The organism is Agrobacterium sp. BT-220-3 (assembly GCF_025910175.1).
GTDB lineage: Bacteria > Pseudomonadota > Alphaproteobacteria > Rhizobiales > Rhizobiaceae > Agrobacterium > Agrobacterium oryzihabitans.
Genome location: NZ_JAPAIX010000009.1, coordinates 90,050 through 105,932 on the forward strand (window position 1 = coordinate 90,050; position 15,883 = coordinate 105,932).

20 protein-coding genes are annotated in these 15,883 nt (G+C 58.8%); 5 read left to right on the top strand and 15 right to left on the bottom strand.

The genetic code is table 11. From position 1 onward, the window contains the following. Positions 1-39: 39 nt before the first annotated feature. Complete coding sequence (locus OK142_RS19755; protein ID WP_498684723.1) at positions 40-654, bottom strand: hypothetical protein; 615 nt, start codon at positions 652-654, stop codon at positions 40-42. Between the two features lie 50 nt (positions 655-704). After that, positions 705-869, bottom strand: coding sequence for an Arc family DNA-binding protein (locus tag OK142_RS19760; protein ID WP_498684725.1), 165 nt, complete (start codon positions 867-869; stop codon positions 705-707). 87 nt (positions 870-956) lie between these two features. Here OK142_RS19760 and OK142_RS19765 point away from each other — a divergent pair, with 87 nt between their 5' ends. Next, entirely contained in the window at positions 957-1,463 is a 507-nt protein-coding gene (locus OK142_RS19765; protein ID WP_498684726.1) for a hypothetical protein, read from the top strand. A 40-nt stretch (positions 1,464-1,503) separates the two neighbouring features. Beyond that, positions 1,504-1,740: a hypothetical protein gene (locus tag OK142_RS19770; RefSeq protein ID WP_498684727.1), complete on the top strand. Its 237-nt coding sequence runs from the start codon at positions 1,504-1,506 to the stop codon at positions 1,738-1,740. A gap of 217 nt (positions 1,741-1,957) precedes the next feature. On the opposite strand, the gene OK142_RS19775 is transcribed toward OK142_RS19770, so the two are convergent. The 8 genes from OK142_RS19775 to OK142_RS19810 all read right to left on the bottom strand — a co-directional run bounded on the left by OK142_RS19775 (position 1,958) and on the right by OK142_RS19810 (position 6,962). Next, positions 1,958-3,739: a phage terminase large subunit family protein gene (locus tag OK142_RS19775; RefSeq protein WP_498684729.1), complete on the bottom strand. Its 1,782-nt coding sequence runs from the start codon at positions 3,737-3,739 to the stop codon at positions 1,958-1,960. Further along, entirely contained in the window at positions 3,729-4,196 is a 468-nt protein-coding gene (locus tag OK142_RS19780) for a DNA packaging protein (protein WP_498684730.1), read from the bottom strand. Before OK142_RS19780 ends, OK142_RS19775 begins: the two co-directional genes overlap by 11 nt. A 151-nt stretch (positions 4,197-4,347) precedes the next feature. Further along, positions 4,348-4,725, bottom strand: coding sequence for a hypothetical protein (locus OK142_RS19785; RefSeq protein ID WP_498684732.1), 378 nt, complete (start codon positions 4,723-4,725; stop codon positions 4,348-4,350). Further along, a complete protein-coding gene (locus OK142_RS19790; RefSeq protein ID WP_498684733.1) occupies positions 4,722-4,898 on the bottom strand; it encodes a hypothetical protein in 177 nt (58 codons plus the stop codon). The genes OK142_RS19785 and OK142_RS19790 overlap by 4 nt, the downstream gene beginning before the upstream one ends. Next, complete coding sequence (locus OK142_RS19795) at positions 4,891-5,709, bottom strand: helix-turn-helix domain-containing protein (protein ID WP_498684734.1); 819 nt, start codon at positions 5,707-5,709, stop codon at positions 4,891-4,893. The genes OK142_RS19790 and OK142_RS19795 overlap by 8 nt, the downstream gene beginning before the upstream one ends. 1 nt (position 5,710) lies before the next feature. Further along, positions 5,711-5,854, bottom strand: coding sequence for a hypothetical protein (locus OK142_RS19800; RefSeq protein WP_498684736.1), 144 nt, complete (start codon positions 5,852-5,854; stop codon positions 5,711-5,713). Between the two features lie 181 nt (positions 5,855-6,035). After that, positions 6,036-6,344 carry an Atu4866 domain-containing protein gene (locus tag OK142_RS19805; protein WP_003493042.1) on the bottom strand — a complete coding sequence of 103 codons (309 nt, stop codon included), beginning with the start codon at positions 6,342-6,344 and terminating at the stop codon, positions 6,036-6,038. 84 nt (positions 6,345-6,428) lie between these two features. Next, complete coding sequence (locus OK142_RS19810) at positions 6,429-6,962, bottom strand: nuclear transport factor 2 family protein (RefSeq protein ID WP_216330478.1); 534 nt, start codon at positions 6,960-6,962, stop codon at positions 6,429-6,431. A gap of 278 nt (positions 6,963-7,240) precedes the next feature. Between OK142_RS19810 and OK142_RS19815 the strand changes: the two genes are divergently transcribed. The 3 genes from OK142_RS19815 (at position 7,241) to dnaJ (ending at position 11,636) form a co-directional block, all read left to right on the top strand. Then, the gene (locus tag OK142_RS19815; protein WP_003493036.1) at positions 7,241-8,128 is read left to right on the top strand and encodes a LysR family transcriptional regulator; all 888 of its coding nucleotides are present in this window, start codon (positions 7,241-7,243) and stop codon (positions 8,126-8,128) included. Positions 8,129-8,501: 373 nt separating this feature from the next. Next, positions 8,502-10,406, top strand: coding sequence for a molecular chaperone DnaK (gene dnaK / locus OK142_RS19820; RefSeq protein WP_003493032.1), 1,905 nt, complete (start codon positions 8,502-8,504; stop codon positions 10,404-10,406). A 90-nt stretch (positions 10,407-10,496) separates the two neighbouring features. Beyond that, a complete protein-coding gene (gene dnaJ / locus OK142_RS19825) occupies positions 10,497-11,636 on the top strand; it encodes a molecular chaperone DnaJ (protein WP_003493025.1) in 1,140 nt (379 codons plus the stop codon). A 67-nt stretch (positions 11,637-11,703) separates the two neighbouring features. On the opposite strand, the gene OK142_RS19830 is transcribed toward dnaJ, so the two are convergent. From OK142_RS19830 to OK142_RS19850, 5 genes are all read right to left on the bottom strand, one after another. Next, positions 11,704-12,255 (bottom strand): DUF924 family protein, encoded by a 552-nt coding sequence (locus OK142_RS19830; protein ID WP_082183410.1) that lies wholly within the window; start codon positions 12,253-12,255, stop codon positions 11,704-11,706. Between the two features lie 13 nt (positions 12,256-12,268). Further along, on the bottom strand, positions 12,269-12,481 hold the full coding sequence (locus tag OK142_RS19835) for a SlyX family protein (RefSeq protein WP_003493020.1): 213 nt from the start codon (positions 12,479-12,481) through the stop codon (positions 12,269-12,271). A 152-nt stretch (positions 12,482-12,633) separates the two neighbouring features. Then, entirely contained in the window at positions 12,634-14,139 is a 1,506-nt protein-coding gene (locus OK142_RS19840) for a tripartite tricarboxylate transporter permease (protein ID WP_003493017.1), read from the bottom strand. 9 nt (positions 14,140-14,148) lie between these two features. Continuing rightward, entirely contained in the window at positions 14,149-14,610 is a 462-nt protein-coding gene (locus OK142_RS19845) for a tripartite tricarboxylate transporter TctB family protein (protein ID WP_082183407.1), read from the bottom strand. A gap of 99 nt (positions 14,611-14,709) precedes the next feature. Then, positions 14,710-15,693 carry a tripartite tricarboxylate transporter substrate-binding protein gene (locus tag OK142_RS19850; protein WP_035241945.1) on the bottom strand — a complete coding sequence of 328 codons (984 nt, stop codon included), beginning with the start codon at positions 15,691-15,693 and terminating at the stop codon, positions 14,710-14,712. Between the last annotated feature and the right edge of the window lie 190 nt (positions 15,694-15,883).

The following is a 15,883-nucleotide window of genomic DNA, read 5'->3' on the forward strand; positions in this document are numbered from 1 at the left end:
GGGCCGTGATTATAGCGGCCCCCGGTTACGGGTGGAAAATCAACCGGCAAACGAGCGCAGCAGGTACAATGCGTGATCCGAGGCAACGTTGCTAAGATGGTCGTTGTCCTGAAACAGATTGGCTTTGCGGCGCACGTCCTCAATCGAGTTACAGGGAAAGCCCGCCAATTCGATCAACGCCTGACGCTCCGCCAGTTCTTCCGGCGTCCCATCCGGAATGTTGCCATCCGTTTCGGTGGCCACCCATGCGGCATGCGCCGTCATCCACGTTGCAATCGCGGTTTCGAGGCCGGACGATTTGGGGGCCGAAACAGAAGCCCCACTGCGCATTTCGCGAACGACATCCATCAACCGGTCGGAGAGCTCGGTTGCGCGTTCGTCGGCCTCGCGGGCGCGCCTGACCGCATCAACAACTTGATAGTCAATGCGTCGGCGCTCGGCTTCTCCGATGTAATAGAAAAGCTCGGCCCATTCTTCCTTGACGATTTCAGTTGCTTTCGTGCCGCTCAACACGCCTTGAAAAGCGTCACAGGCAATCTCGGCGGCAGTGTGCACGTCTTGCGTATCGCCGGTCAGCATGTCGAAATCATGCGCGAGGGCAGACAGACGTTCGATAGCGCTTGCGCTATATGCGGATTTCGTATTATGTTTCATTTGCTTAATGCACCTTTCCATGAGGTTGTGGAAAAGCCCCGGCAGTTTTATCAGGACTGGGCCGGGGCTTTTTCGTTTTCACGCTTCATTTTTTCACGCAGTGCCAAGACGATTTCTGCCGTCTGTGAGCGCAGGTTTCTGTGTGCTTGCTCGGCAAGCCAATCCTTCACATCTGGTGGAATGTTGATTTTGAATTGCTTGTGTGGCGTTGCCATAAAGTCACCTCATTTGGACATTTAATGTCCTTTTGGTACATTTAATGTCCCATTGCGTCAAGGACATTTTTCGTCCATTTATCCGACATGAGCGATCCTGAAAGAATTCAGTATAAGTTGATGGTTCCAGCGGACCTTAAAGAGCAGCTTGAAGAAGCTGCTCACGGCAATCGTCGGAGCCTGTCTGCTGAGATTATTGAGCGTCTAACTTTTTCGGTTGAACACCCGCCGGAACACTGGGAGAAGCTATCACGCGCGGTGCAAACGCTAGAAAGCGAGCTTGATCAGGCAGCGGCGAAGTATGACGCGCTGGCGCGACACGCCGAGGTGATGAACGCCGTTTCGGATCAGGAATTCGATTATCAACTGAGGCTAATGTATCACGTACTCAATTACGTAGATGATATACCGATCGATCTTGCAGTGTGGGCATTTGACATGATCGCGACCATAGAGCGAAGTGAGTTCATGTCGTACTTCTATAAAAACCCTGAATTGAGCGAGGCCGAAATCAGAGAAATGATCAAGGCAAGACGAGAAAACCGGCGTCAGGAAGCTATGGAGGCAATTAAAGCTCATCTGGCAACGGAATAGCTGCGCGCCTTTGTAGGCACCAACTCACCAAGGAAATCCGATGAACGACATCACAGTAGGCCAGCTTATGGACCTCTTGAAAGAATATCCTCGCGACAAGCCTATTAATTTTGGAGCCAACGTTTTCGCGGTTCCTCTGCGGTTCAATCGGGTCAAAGATCGCGGGACGCAGCTTCAAATTGACCTGTATGAGGATTTCACGGTTCAGGGAACATATACGGTCGAGTTCGATGGCGCTCTTGCTATCGACGGCCCGAACTTAGACTTCTCTAAATGACATGCAGGCTATTCACTCGTCTTAGCGAAGAGGATGTAGAAGAGATAAAAGAACAATATCCAAATGCGACTATCGATTTAATCAATTCAATCGACAAAACGTATTTGGTGATTTCTGATGACGTAGTTTGTTGCACGTATCTTTTTTTGCGTTTCGGATCGGGCAGTGAACCTTTTTTCGACTGGCGAACGTGAAAACAAGGCCCGCCAGTCGAGTTTTAGCGCATCCACTTGCTTTTCGTGACCTGCTGCGGCTTTGCTGCTTCGACCGGCACCAGTGACCGCAGATCGTCCGCCCGCTGCTCCCAATTGATATTGATGATCTGCCGCGCCGCGAAGGCATAGACGACGCAATCCAGCGCTTCGGCGCGTCGGCCGGGAATACGTTCAAACCGGCGCGAGGGCTGGCCGCGCGTATAGCGCACCACGGCGCGCTCGCTGGCAAGCTGTTCAAACCAGACGCGGGGCAGCTTGTCGGAAAAGCGGATTGAGTTGCTACGGGTCAGCCGCGCCGCCAGATGCGATTTCAGGCTATCAACGCCGACGATCCACAACCAGCCGCCCTTGACGCGGCTTTTCGATTTTTCAATCCATGGCCGGTTTCCGGTCACACCCTTGATCGCCAACACCTTGCGCGATGCGCGAGGGAAGCAAAAGGCGTACACATTTTCCATCGTCACGCCGTCCGAACTGTCCACGGCCACGGCATCCAGCCCCAGTTTTCCGCCCAACGAATGATCGAAGCGCATTTTCAAGAGCGCGTCCAGTTCGGTCCACGTCGCATCATCGTCCGGCAAGCCCCAAACAACCCTATGATCCAGCACCAAGGCTTCGCCCGATTGCGTCCAGCCGATGAAGGTGATTTCCAGCCGGTCGCGCTGCACGTCCACGCCCGCCGTCAACGACAGGACACATTCCGGCAACAGATCGAGCGATATACCTTCGGCGCGGCTGGCAAGGTCATTATCATCCAGTTCATCGCCACCGTCGCGCCAGCCTTGCCCCAAGACCAGATTGATGAAGGTTTGCAGCAGGCCGGGATCGTCTTTTGCCGCGAGGAATTCCGCCGCCAGCTTGCCCCATGCAGCATTCGTCAACGGCGAGACAAGGGCGTTGATGCGAAAGCCCGCATGGCCGGTGACATCAGGCGCGGTGATGCGCCAGCGTCCACCGGCGACCATAGTATTTTTCTGCCGCTCTTCAACAACCGAACCGCAGCCAGGGCAACACCAGTAGGCTTGTTCGGGCTTGCCCTCCGGCCACTGGATATCCTTCCACATCACCTCATGGAACTCGCCGCATTCCGGGCAAGGCACCTCGAAAATCCGCTTGTCGGAACGCTCATAGGCCGAAAGCACATGGCTGGTTTCCTCATAGATCGGCGTCGAGCCGATGACGATCTTGCGATCAGGGAAAGACACGGTGCGCTGTTCGGCAATGCGGATCGGGCTTCCTTCCTTCGTCATTTCCATGCCGTCCGCTTCATCGATAATCAGGATGCGGGTATTGTGGGCGCGAAGGTTGCGCGGAGCCTTGGCCGCAACGACCTTGAGGCTTCCGCCGGGAAAGCGCCGCGACAGGATCGTGTTGCGGTTCTCGCCCCCCTGTTCGCCCGCCAGCGCCCCGGCCAATACCGGCGAGGCTTCGAAGGTGGGTTCGACATTGGACACGACGAAGTTGCGGCAGTCGTCTTCGGTCGGCAACACGAACAGAACGGGCGCAGGCTCATTCGTCACATGGGAACCGAGGAGGCCGACAAGAAGCGTGGTGTAACCGATACGGGCCGACTTGACGACCGTGACGCGCTCAATCTTCGGATCGCTCATGGCGTCGGCCATGCCCTTCTGAAACGGGTAGAGCCGGATTGCGCCGGGAAGCGCCGACACATCGGACGGAAGCCGGATTTCCTTTTCGATCCACTGGGAGAGCGAAAGCCGCTGCGGCGGCAACCATGCCTGAAGCACGTTGCGGCGGATTTCGCGAAGGGTTTCATTTCGCATGGGCCAGTTCCTCCAAAACCTTGCGCAACTCGGCGTCGATCAGGTCAATGTCGTGGGCGGAAAGCGTCGGGATGATCTGACGAAGCCGGGGCGGAACGGCGAGGATACCGGCGCGGGCCTGCCGGATGATGCCGGACCATTCCTTTTCGACTTCGGTTGCCGGGACCATATCGCGGCGCAGGATCGCATTTTTGAGCGCAACGTTGTCGGCCTGTTCGCGGGCCAGCCGCGCACGTTCTGCGGCGGCGTCCGTCCGCGCCGCGAAGGGCATTTCCATCTGGTCGCATTCCTTCGATTGCGCGGCGGAGCGGCTGGCGCTGACGTTTTCCTTGATCCAGAGTTTTCCACGAGCAACATCAATGCGCCCGTCATGCTCAACCGGCATCCCTTCGCCGATCATCTGCGACACCCTTGCGGGGGAAACACCAACAAGGGCAGCGAAAGACGACTTCCGCATGGAACGTGGTTCTATCCCCCTGTTTTCGCTATGCTTGCTCTGCATAACTCACCTATCTTACTGTTTTCACTTTAGGATTTAATTTTTATTGCATAGCCCGAAATTCCGGGATCGCGCGCCCCCGCTAAGGCGCTACCCCCGGAAGGACCCATCAGACCGCCCCAAGCTGCAAGACCAACCGACCCGTGTTGCGATCATCGACCGAAGCGACTGCAAACAACGGCTGTCCGGGTCGGACCATCGCCCTCACACGGTCATCCTTGCGCACCACAAGGTCGGGATACTTCGCACGGTCGATGTGCAGTTCTCCGCCAGCGACAATGAAGCGGCTCTTGAAGTCCACGCCACCGCCATTGAGCGACATGGACGAACCGGCGTTGACGCGAAGGATGGCGTCAATCTCCCACTGCGGGCGGGCTGGATCGGTTGTCCCGTTCTTCATGAACGACAGGCGCACAGTCTCGGCGAACATGCCGTCCACCAGTTCAATCGTGCGCTGACGAAGATCGTGAATACGAGGGTGTTTCATGCGTGATCCCTTTCGGAAGCGTTAGCCAATCGGCGAAGGGCGGCAACGACCTCGCTCTTGTTTTCGTGGAAGCGTTCGGGGTGACGGTGGGATGGCGTGAGGCGCTGCACCTGCCTTGCCAGTTCCAGCAGGCGGGCCGTCATCGCAGGCGAAAGCGGCGTCTGGTCAGGCATGGGCTTGCATCCTGTCCATCTGCATCGCCGCGACGATGTAGGCGAAGCCGCCGCCCTTGCGCTGCAATTCGGCTTGGGTCGCCGCTTCCTGCCGGTCCCACGTCATCCAGTCCAGCACGTCAGCTTCGGCACGTTCGCCCAGCCCGTGCACCTGCGAATACCAGCGGCGCTCCGCCGCAGACCTCGCCGCTTCGGCATGACTGACGTTCCTGCCGCCATTGATCGGCAAGAGCATGGATCGCTGTGCAACCGGCTTGTTCCCTTTCCAAAGCCCATCTGACGGTTTCTGCGGAGGTGCCGGAGGCGGCTTTGCGCCCTGCGTTTCCACTTGCTCCGTTTCGATAGGTTTATTCGAAGGGTTCTTTCGAAGGGTTTGGGTCGCATCCTTGCGACCTTTAACGTCGCATCCCTGCGACCTTGAACGTCGCACGCCTGCGACGTTTGCCGCATCTTCCGCCGCCTCCGCCTTGGCCGGTGCATCGCCGTTTTTCATGCGCGCATCCCAATCCGCAACGATGGCCTGAAAACGCTCCCAGTTTGGGCGGTAGCTGGCACGGTGCATCTTTCCGCCATGACTGGCCTTTTCGATCAAGCCAAGCTCATCAAGCATTTCCGTGGCGCGAATGACGGTTGCACGGTTGATACCGAGCATCGTGGAAAGACGATCAATGCCCGGATCGCATTGACCAGTGCATTTGTTGAAATGATCGATAATCGCCCCTGCAACGCGCTTGGTGGCGTCCGTGAGGCCAGACATGAGCGTCAGCGCCTTGTGAGCGAAAAGAATATCGTTTTCTTTCAGGAGCGCCATGTCACGCCCCCGGATAGGCCAGCGCGTGGGCCTGCTTCGTTGCCTCAATCGCTTCGAGGTTACGAAGGCCGAAGCGCTCTTTCAGAATGGGAATGGCGGAGCCGGTGAATTCGCCACGGTGCTGGTGAAGCCAGAGCGCAGCCATCGCGACACGGTTGGCCGTTGCGACAAATTCGCCTGATTTTTCAATGGCTAAATCTGTGGAGTTAGACGAAGCAACGGATTGTTTTTCAAGGTGTATGTTATAACCACCCTGTCCGCCATTTCACGCCAGCCGCGAGAGAATGGACCGAACCCTCGTCACGCCAGAGGCGTGCCGCCCCTCCTCATTGACGATATAAGATCATGCCGGCGTGGTGCAGAACGTCGCCGATGAAATCGCCATCCGCGGTGAAGCCGGTGTCGTCCCAATATTCGATGTGCGTGCCAGTGACTTCGTAGCGTCCTTCATAGGCGCGCTCGCGTGTCCCACGCGCTTCGACGTAGCGGCCATTAGGGAGAAGCTCGTGTCGGATACGGTTGTCCTCAGTGACCCAGAGGCCGACATAGGGGTGGTTGGCCTGCAATTCTTTTTCCTCGGCTATCGCGGGTTGGGCCAGAAGCGTTGCGGCGATAAGGGCTGCAAAGCTGCGCATGGTCGAACTCCTCGTTTCATATGTTGGTGGTGACAGTTAAGAGGACGACCGCCGTTACGGCCGTCCTCGGTGGGCCATGACGGCTTAGGGCTGGCGCGGCTCGTTGTTGTCGACGACCTGCTGATAGGCGACCAGGTCCAGGAAGGCCTCGGCCTCGACGACCGAGCCGCCCTCCATCCGAAATATCCAGACAAACTGGTTGCGATAGGGTGCTCCCGACGTCGTGGTGGCCGAGGCGTCGAAACGGATGATGACCCTGTCCCCGACGGCCCAGATATGATGCACTTGCGGTGTCAGCGGGCCTGCTAGACGGCTGACAAGGGGGACGGAGCCCCGTTGCAGGAAATCCTCTACTCCGTTGTAGGTGTCGGCGACCGGGCCGGAACCATGGATCGTCCAGCGGACGTTGGGTGCCAACAGGTCGAAGACATTGCCGCGTCCGGCCGCCCATCCATCAAAGGCGTCGCGAACGGCGGCTTCGTTCCGGGTTTGGGTTTCCGCGGCTGGTGCCGTGGTGGTGCTGGCCTGTGCCGGTACAGTGATAACCGTCAGGGCAAGGGCAATCATCAGACTGCGCGCATCGGTTATGGTGTTTTGGGCAAGTGACACAAAACTCATGGGATGACTCCGTTCTGTTAAGGTTGCTGCGGATCGGCTTCTCGGCCGGGCATCAATTGCCCGATGCGCTCGGCCGGGTGGTGATTTCGTGGTGTCCACTTTCAGCGGCGCGTCGGTGGCGCAGTGGACCGCCCCTCGTCGGCACAACCGGCAGCGTTTCGATGGGGGCGCCGGCGACGATGATCTTTCATGCCGTTTTTCCTGCAAAGAAGATGGACGATTACCGACGGTTCCGGTAGCTATCGACTGCTTTACTGGATGGTTAGCCAGGCTGGACAATGAAGATCGACCTCAATCTCCTGCCGCTTTTCCTCGCTGTCGCGGAGGAGCACAATTTCCGCGCTGCCGCTGATCGTCTCGGTGTGACGCGGTCGGCCGTCAGCCAGGGGATGCGACGGCTTGAGGATGCTTTGGGAACGGCATTGGTGATGCGCACCACGCGTTCCGTGCGCTTGACGGAAGCGGGCGAGCAGCTTTTTGAAGCCGTATCGCGACCGCTCTGCGATCTCGGCACGGCGCTTGAGGATATAGCGACGGAAAACGCACCACGTGGTCTCCTCAGGATTGCAGCAACCTCAATCGCAGAGACGTTTTTGTCAGGTCCGTTCATCGCTTCGTTCGCAGCGGCCTATCCCGGCGTGACCATCGACGTCACTGTCACGGACGAAGAGTTCGACATCGTTGCCGCCGGTTACGACGCAGGCATCAGGCTGGGCGAGGTGATCGAGCAGGACATGATCGCGATCCCCCTCACTCGCGAACAAAGGGAGATGGTCGTCGCGTCCCCCGCATATCTCGCTGCCCACGGCGCACCGGCGCATCCACGCGATCTGGTCCATCATCGGTGCATCGGCTGGCGCCCGGCACCGAACGTCGCGCCCTACCGCTGGGAGTTCGAGGAGAACGGCGTGCCCTTCGACGTTGCTGTCGAGCCACAGATTACCACCAATGATCTGCGTCTGATGCTGCGCGCCGCACTTGCCGGGGGCGGGATCACCTTTGCGTTAGAGGAAACCTTTCTGCCATTTGTGGAAAACGGGAAACTCGTCCCCCTGCTCGAAGACTTCCTGCCGCCCTTTCCCGGCTTTTTCGTGTACTTTCCCCAGCGTCGCAACATGGCGCCAAAGATGCGAGCACTGATCAAGCATGTACAAGATTCGCGGTAGCGCGCTGGTCCAGTGAAAACGATTTTAGAGGATTATGGGGTGGACGTCGTTGCCCGTCCGCCATTTCACGCCATCTCCATCAGCGCCAGAACCAAGATTCGCCAGCGCCCAACCCGGCCGCACCGAACGACGGCGCGGCGTACCGCCAAAGTCGCGTTTTGCCGCTTCCGCAAGCGTTGATGGCTATGCTTCTGCAAAGAAAGGGATTCATCCGCTTTTTTGCTGCGGTTCGCCCGCTCTTGCGCCTTGCAGCAGGAAAAATCGCTCCTTATATACGCCGCATAACTGCAGCGAATACTGCAAATCCAAGTCAAGGAGCTGTCCATGGAATGCCTCACGGGGTTCCGACAGCTCGCTTCAAGGAGAGAAGAGCATGGCAAAAGTAATCGGTATCGACCTTGGCACGACCAATTCCTGCGTCGCAGTGATGGACGGCAAGGACACGAAAGTCATTGAAAACGCGGAAGGCGCGCGCACCACGCCGTCCATGGTGGCATTTTCCGACGATGGCGAACGCCTTGTCGGCCAGCCGGCCAAGCGCCAGGCGGTCACCAACCCGACCAACACCCTGTTTGCGGTCAAGCGCCTCATCGGCCGCCGTTACGAAGACCCGACCGTTGAAAAGGACAAGGCCCTCGTCCCCTTTGAAATCGTCAAGGGCGACAATGGCGACGCATGGGTGAAGGCGCAGGACAAGAATTATTCCCCTTCGCAGATTTCCGCGATGATCCTTCAGAAGATGAAGGAAACGGCTGAATCCTATCTCGGCGAAAAGGTCGAGAAGGCCGTCATCACCGTTCCGGCCTACTTCAACGACGCCCAGCGCCAGGCAACCAAGGATGCCGGCCGCATTGCCGGTCTGGATGTTCTGCGCATCATCAACGAGCCGACCGCGGCAGCCCTCGCTTACGGCCTCGACAAGAAGGACGGCAAGACCATCGCCGTTTACGACCTTGGCGGCGGTACCTTCGATATTTCCGTTCTGGAAATCGGCGACGGCGTCTTCGAAGTGAAGTCCACCAACGGCGATACCTTCCTTGGTGGTGAAGACTTCGATATGCGTCTGGTCGAATATCTGGCCGGCGAGTTCAAGAAGGATCAGGGCATCGACCTGAAGAACGACAAGCTCGCTCTGCAGCGCCTCAAGGAAGCTGCCGAAAAGGCGAAGATCGAACTTTCGTCCTCGCAGCAGACCGAAATCAACCTGCCGTTCATCACGGCGGACGCTTCCGGTCCGAAGCACCTGACGCTGAAGCTGACCCGCGCCAAGTTCGAAAGCCTGGTGGACGATCTGGTGCAGCGCACCGTCGCTCCCTGCAAGGCAGCCCTCAAGGATGCCGGCGTTACCGCTGCCGAGATCGATGAAGTTGTTCTCGTCGGTGGCATGAGCCGCATGCCGAAGGTACAGGAGGTCGTCAAGCAGCTGTTCGGCAAGGAGCCGCACAAGGGCGTGAACCCTGACGAAGTGGTTGCCATGGGCGCCGCCATCCAGGCTGGCGTTCTGCAGGGCGACGTCAAGGACGTTCTGCTGCTCGACGTGACCCCGCTGTCGCTCGGCATCGAAACGCTCGGTGGCGTCTTCACCCGTCTGATCGATCGCAACACGACGATCCCGACAAAGAAGAGCCAGACCTTCTCGACCGCCGAAGACAACCAGTCGGCCGTGACCATCCGCGTTTCGCAGGGCGAGCGCGAAATGGCGCAGGACAACAAGCTGCTCGGCCAGTTCGACCTCGTCGGCCTGCCGCCGTCGCCCCGCGGCGTTCCGCAGATCGAAGTGACCTTCGATATCGATGCCAACGGCATCGTGCAGGTTTCGGCCAAGGACAAGGGCACCGGCAAGGAGCAGCAGATCCGCATCCAGGCCTCCGGTGGTCTTTCCGATGCCGACATCGAAAAGATGGTCAAGGACGCCGAAGCCAATGCCGAGGCCGACAAGAAGCGTCGCGCCGGTGTCGAGGCGAAGAACCAGGCCGAAAGCCTCATTCACTCCACCGAGAAGTCGGTGAAGGAATATGGCGATAAGGTTTCCGAGACGGACCGCAAGGCCATCGAAGACGCCATTGCCAGCCTGAAGACCGCCGTTGAAGCTTCCGAACCGGATGCAGACGACATTCAGGCGAAGACCCAGACCCTCATGGAAGTTTCCATGAAGCTCGGTCAGGCCATCTACGAAGCGCAGCAGGCCGAGGCCGGCGACGCTTCCGCAGAAGGCGGCAAGGACGACGTCGTTGACGCCGACTATGAGGAAATCAAGGACGACAAGAAGTCCGCGTAATCGCGTGACTTCCGGTCTCTTCTTTATATATGCAAGACATCCGGCTGCCGACGTGCAGCCGGAAATCCATTTGCGGGGCTTGTTATCTTAATGGCGAAAGCAGACTTTTACGAAACACTTGGCGTCAGCAAGACCGCGGACGAAAAAGAGCTGAAAAGCGCCTTCCGCAAACTCGCGATGAAATACCATCCGGACAAAAACCCTGATGATGCCGATTCCGAACGGAAATTCAAAGAAATCAACGAAGCCTATGAAACGCTGAAGGACCCGCAGAAGCGCGCGGCCTATGACCGTTTCGGCCACGCCGCGTTTGAAAACGGTGGCATGGGCGGCGGTGGCGGTGGCTTTGGCGGCGGCGGTTTCGCCAATGGCGGCTTCTCCGATATCTTCGAGGATATCTTCGGCGAGATGATGGGCGGCGGGCGGGCGCGCCGCTCTTCCGGCGGGCGTGAACGCGGTGCCGACCTTCGCTACAATATGGAAATCACGCTGGAAGAGGCCTTCACCGGCAAGACAGCGCAGATCAGGGTTCCGACCTCGATCACCTGCGACGTCTGTTCCGGCTCGGGCGCCAAGCCCGGCACGCAACCCAAGACCTGCGCCACCTGTCAGGGTTCCGGCCGCGTGCGCGCCGCGCAGGGTTTCTTCTCGGTGGAGCGCACCTGCCCGACCTGCCATGGTCGCGGACAGACGATTTCCGATCCCTGCGGCAAGTGCCACGGTCAGGGTCGTGTGACGGAAGAGCGTTCGCTCTCCGTCAACATTCCCTCGGGCATCGAGGACGGCACCCGCATTCGCCTGCAGGGCGAAGGCGAAGCCGGCATGCGCGGTGGCCCGGCGGGCGATCTTTACATCTTCCTGTCCGTGCGTCCGCATGAGTTCTTCCAGCGTGACGGTGCTGATCTTTATTGCACCGTGCCGATCTCCATGACGACGGCGGCACTCGGCGGCACCTTCGATGTCACGACGCTCGACGGCACGAAGTCGCGCGTCACGGTTCCAGAAGGTACCCAGCCGGGCAAGCAGTTCCGCCTGAAGGGCAAGGGCATGCCGGTGCTGCGTTCGGCGCAGACGGGCGACCTTTATATCCAGATTCAGATCGAAACGCCGCAGAAGCTCAGCAAGCGTCAACGTGAGCTGTTGCAGGAGTTCGAGCAGCTCTCCTCCAAGGAGAACAATCCGGAATCGACCGGCTTCTTTGCCCGGATGAAGGAATTCTTCGACGGCTGATCGCCGCCGTTGTTATGAATGATAAACGCCGCCGTCTTTTAGGACAGGCGGCGTTTTTGTTTGGAGATCAGCCGGAAAAACCGCCCTCTTCAAGATATTGCCGTTCCTCCGGCGTCGTTTCCCGCAGCAATATGTCGTTGCGATGGGGAAAACGGCCGAAGCGCTTGACGATATCGCGGTGCTCTTCGGCATGGTGGAGATAAAGCCCGCCAAGCGGCTGGTTGAGGGTGCAGGCACGCTCTTGATCCCTGAGGTCTTCCGCATGCGAAAAGGGCAGATAGAAGAAAACGCGCAAATCCTCACCCACCGCCTGATCATGGCCACGGCGGATCGCCTCATCGGCGAAGAGCCGTGCCAGCGGATCGGTCGCATACATATGCGCTGTATCGCGAAAGCAGTTGCGCGGGAACTGATCCAGCAGAAGCATCAGCGCGAGGCTGCTTTCCGCGCTCTCCAGCCAGTCATCCAGTTCGCGCCTTGCGGCAGCAAAATGGGCATCGCGGAAGCGGTCATGGAAGTGGCTATCGAAGGCAGCGTCCTTGTCGAACCATTTGTCCGGTCCGGCCTTCTTCCAGAAATCCACGATTTCGGTGGAAAGTGCATCTGTGTCTTTTTTCATCGGGTCTTCCCTGTCAGTAATGCGGCGGCCTGGTGATGGATGGCGCTTCCAGCGATTGCTCCTCAAGGCTCAAGAACCTTTCCGTCAGGCGGTCGAGCTTGGCGCGGGTCTGTTCCACCACCTTCCACTGTTCCGCCAGCTGATCGGACAGTTCCTCAATGGCCTTCGCCTGATGCGCGATCGTTTCCTCAAGCGCGATGATCCGTTTTTCGGTTTCCGACGTCATATCGATCTCTCTTTCCCGCCCTTCCTTGGCCCTAAAAGCTCCCAAGTCAACCATACGCCGCTTTCGTGAAGCGGATTCGTCACGATGATCCATTCAACGAAAAACGCCGGCGACGTTTCCATCACCGGCGTCTGAATTTTTCTTGATTTTTCTCAGTCCTCTTCGACGAAGACCTCTTCGCGTTTCTTCTTCACGCTTGGCAGGAAGACGACGATCAGTACGGCCAGAGCAATGAAGAGCAGCGTGGCGCTGATCGGTCGGGTGACGAAAGTCATTGGATCGCCACGCGACAGGATCATGGCGCGCCGCAGGTTTTCCTCCAGCAGCGGACCGAGAACAAAGCCCAGCAACAGAGGCGCCGGCTCGCAGCGCAATTTGACCAGCACGTATCCGATGAAGCCGAAGAAGGCGACGGCATAGAGATCATAGACGTTGGAATTGACGCTGTAGACCCCGATGGCACAGAAGGCCATGATGATGGGGAAAAGCACGTAATAGGGCACCGTCAGGAGCTTCACCCACAGACCGATCAGCGGCAGGTTGAGGATGACGAGCATCAGATTGCCGATCCACATGGAGGCGATGATGCCCCAGAACAGCGCCGGCTGTTCGGTTGCAACGTTCGGACCCGGCACGATGCCCTGAATGATCATCGCACCGATCATCAGCGCCATGACCGGGTTGGCCGGAATGCCGAGCGTCAGAAGCGGGATGAAGGAGGTCTGTGCACCCGCATTGTTGGCGGATTCCGGACCGGCAACACCGGCAACCGCGCCGTGCCCGAATTCTTCCGGGTTCTTGGAGACGCGTTTTTCCACCGTGTAGGATGCGAAGGCAGCAAGGATTGCCCCGCCGCCGGGCAGGATGCCCAGCGCCGAACCAATGGCCGTGCCGCGCAGTACCGGCCCGATCATCGCCTTGAAATCCTCTTTCGTCGGCATCAGGCCGCTGACCTTGGCGATCAGCACCGAGCGCGTGCGCTCATTTTCGAGATTACGCAGGATTTCGGCGATGCCGAATACGCCGACGGCCACCGCCACGAAGTTCAGGCCATCGGCATATTCACGGATGCCGAGGGTGAAGCGGGGTGTGCCGCTATAGATATCCGTGCCGACCAGGCCGAGCAGCAGGCCGAGCACCACCATGGCAAGCGCCTTGACGATGGAGCCGTGGGCAAGCGCGATGGAGGAGACGAGGCCGACGACCATCAGCGAGAAATATTCCGCCGCGCCGAATTCAAGCGCAATCGCCGTCAAAGGCGGCGCAAAGATCGCCACGAGGAAGGTGGAAACCGTACCGGCGAAAAACGAGCCGATGGCCGCAATCGCAAGTGCTGCCCCTGCCTTGCCCTTGCGGGCCATCTGGTAACCGTCGATGGCGGTGACGGCGGAGGAGGATTCACCCGGCATGTTGATCAGGATCGCCGTGGTGGAGCCGCCATATTGCGCGCCGTAATAAATGCCGGCGAGCATGATGAGCGACGAGACGGGCTCAAGCTGAAAGGTGATCGGCAAGAGCATGGCGATGGTCGCCGTTGCGCCGATGCCCGGCAGCACGCCAATCAATGTCCCGAGCAGCACGCCGATCAGGCAGAAGAACAGGTTTTCCAGGGACGATGCCGTGGCAAAACCGAGTGCGAGATTATTGAACAAATCCATCGCAAGACCTCAAAATTTAAGCCAGGGACCGAACTGCTGGAAGGGCAGACCGAGACCATATTCGAAAACCGCCACTGAAAAGACCGTGATGGCTGCGGAGAGCAGGACCGCCATGACCGGGCTCATCTTGTGCGAGGCGAAGGCCGCGATAAGCGCGCTGAAAAACAGCGCCGGAACGAAACCGAGCCCGCGAACCGTGAAGCCGAAAAAGATCGGTGCGGGCAGGATGAAAAAGATCCCCCGCCAGGCGATGCCACCGATGGCGTCGCCCTGAACGCGCGTGGATCGCAGGAAGATGACGCCGCCAAGCAGGATCAGCACGATTGCCAGAACAAGCGGAAAATAACCCGGCCCCATGCGAAAGGCGGTCCCGATCTCCAGCCCGTAAGACTGCAGGGCGAAAAAAACGCCGAGACCGATGAAAATTGCCCCGCAGGCTGCTTCGGCAGGGTCAATGAAAAACGACTTCATGAAAGATGCCCCTCCACTGCGGCCGGTGACACACCGATCCGCGCTTTAAATCGATGGCAAAAAGCCGGCGGCAGAGTGCCGCCGGCCATTCCTTGACCATCAGTCGGCATATTGGCCGGCGGACTCGATAACCGGCTTCCAGCGCGCGATTTCGCTTTCAAGCTTGGCTTTCAGAGCGGCGGGCGTCGCATCGCTTTCAGAGGAAGGCGTGGTGCCAAGTTCGGCAAAGCGGGCCGCGACGTTCTTGTCCTTCAGCGCGATCTGCAGCGACTTGGAGAGCTTTTCATTGATTTCGGCAGGTGTGCCCTTCGGCGTGTAGATACCGTGCCAGATACCCACTTCGAGCTTTGGCAGGCCCTCTTCGGCGACCGTGGGTACGTTCGGCAACACATCGAGCCGCTTGGCCGAAGTGACGGCGTAAGCTTTCACGGTTCCGCCCTGGATCTGCTTGGTCGTGTTGGTGGTCTGGTCGCACATGATATCGACCTGGCCGCCGAGCAGATCCGTCATGGCCGGACCGGTGCCCTTATAGGGAACGGTGACGAGCGGTGTCTCAATGGCGCTCATGAACAGCATGCCGCAAAGGTGCGAGGCGGCGCCGATGCCGGCATTGGCGACGGTGACCTTGTCCTTGTTTGCCTTGGCATATTCAATCAGACCCTTGAGATCCTTGGTCTCGAGGTTCTTGCGCGACAGGATGGTCATCGGCACTTCCGTGACGAGACCGACATATTCGAATGCGTTCAGCGTGTCATAGGCGAGCTTGCGATAGAGCGTGGCGCTCGTCGCCATGCCGATATGGTGCAGGAGAACGGTGTAGCCGTCCGGATCCGCCGCCGCCACGCGGCCGGCGCCCAGCGTGCCGCCAGCGCCGCCGACATTTTCAACGATGATCTGCTGACCGAGATCCTTCGACATGGATTCAGCGACAAGACGCGCAACCGTATCCGTCGGGCCACCGGCGGCAAAGGGCACGACCATGGTGATGTTGCGCTCGGGATAGTTCTGAGCGGATGCGGACAGCGCAAAAAGGGAAACGGCAGCGGCGGCAGCAAGGCCGGTAACTGTCTTCAGTATTTTCATCGATTCCTCCCGGATGAAAATGTTCGCCACTTCAGCCGCGCATACTCCTCTATGGCGGCCGGGGTGAGCTATTTGCGATCCGGGATCAGCGTTCAGCAATGGCGCTCTTGCACTGAGGCCCTGTTTTATCGCTATCACTGATGGCAATGGGTGGATTTCCACCCATGAGGCCTCATACATGGGTGGATTT